This window comes from Actinosynnema sp. NPDC023658 (assembly GCF_040639995.1).
Lineage (GTDB): Bacteria > Actinomycetota > Actinomycetes > Mycobacteriales > Pseudonocardiaceae > Actinosynnema.
On sequence record NZ_JBFAAX010001311.1, the window covers coordinates 1 to 1,340 of the forward strand.

The following is a 1,340-nucleotide window of genomic DNA, read 5'->3' on the forward strand; positions in this document are numbered from 1 at the left end:
CCACCCCGCCCACGGGTCGCGGTACGACGAGCTCTACCGCTGCCCACCCGTCCCCGACGGCCCGCACCCCCACCGGTGCGGGCCGTCGGCGCGTCGGCACGTCGACAGAGTTGCAAAGGTGCCTTTGCAACGCTACCTTTGCATCATGGTCGAACCCCGGGAGATCACCGACGTCGACGAGCTGCGCACCCTCGCGCACCCGTTGCGCCAGCGCATCCTGCGGCACCTCGGGCAGCACGGTCCGGCGACGGCCAGCATCCTGGGCAAGGCGCTCGGTGAGAGCAGCGGCGCGACCAGCTACCACCTGCGGATGCTCGCCAAGCACTCCTTCGTCGAGGAGGTCCCCGAACGCGCCCACGGGCGTGAGCGGTGGTGGCGGACCTTCACCCAGGACCTGCGCTTCCGGCCCGGTGCGAAGGACCCGGAGGTGGCGGCGCTCGTGGAGCAGCTCAACCAGCTCAAGCTCGCCGCCGACCAGGAGCTGTTCGCGGACTTCCTGCGGCGGCGGGGAGAGCTGGGCGAGTGGGCCGACGCGCTGCCGTACTCGCGCGGCTCGCTCCGGGTGACCCTGCCCGAGCTGCACGAGTTCTTCGACGAGTACATGGCGCTGCTCAAGCGCTACCAACGACCGGTGGGGGAGATGCCCGCGGACGCGCGGCACGTCGCCGTCCGCTTCTTCGCCTTCCCGGTGCCCGGCGCCCCGCCCGACGGGCGTCCGTGACGTGAGCCCTGGGCCGTCGAGCTGGCACTCGACGGCCCAGGAAGACGGAAGTCGCAGCACCACGCCGAGAACGGCGTGTTCCTCGTACGTGCGAACCTCCTCAGGAAGGAGAGCACCTGTGCTCCCCGGACGCAACTCGCCTCTTCGGCGTGCCCTCGGTCGGCTGCTCGCGGTCGCGGCGGTGACCGCGGCACTGGCCGCCCTGTCCCCGCCGGCCCAAGCCGCGCCCGCCTCGGCCCAGGCACCGGCTGCCCCCGCCCCGGCTCTGGCCGCGCCCGACGGCGTGACCGAGCAGGACATCAGCTTCACCAACGGCGACCTCACGCTGCACGGCACGGTGGTCGCGCCGGCCGCCGACCCCGGCGCGCGACGACCCGCGATGGTGATGGTGCACGGGTCCGGCCGGGTCTCGCGGGACGGCTACCGGCAGGAGGCGGAGGCCTTCGCGCGGGCCGGCGTCGTGACGCTGGTCTACGACAAGCGGCCCAAGCGGTCCAAGTCCGACGTCGACTTCGACCTGCTGGCCGGTGACGCGCTGGCCGCGGTGCGCGCCCTGCGGACCCACCCGGGCGTCGACCCGGACCGCACCGGCCTCTGGGGCGTCAGCGAGGCTGGCTGG

At 73.4% G+C, this 1,340-nt stretch carries 1 protein-coding gene and 1 pseudogene; both read left to right on the top strand.

The window, feature by feature from the left end; translation table 11 throughout:
• Positions 1–145 precede the first annotated feature (145 nt).
• Positions 146–721 carry a helix-turn-helix domain-containing protein gene (locus AB0G02_RS40560; RefSeq protein ID WP_360805964.1) on the top strand — a complete coding sequence of 192 codons (576 nt, stop codon included), beginning with the start codon at positions 146–148 and terminating at the stop codon, positions 719–721.
• A gap of 118 nt (positions 722–839) precedes the next feature.
• A pseudogene (locus tag AB0G02_RS40565) lies at positions 840–1,340 on the top strand (hypothetical protein); the annotation flags it as partial.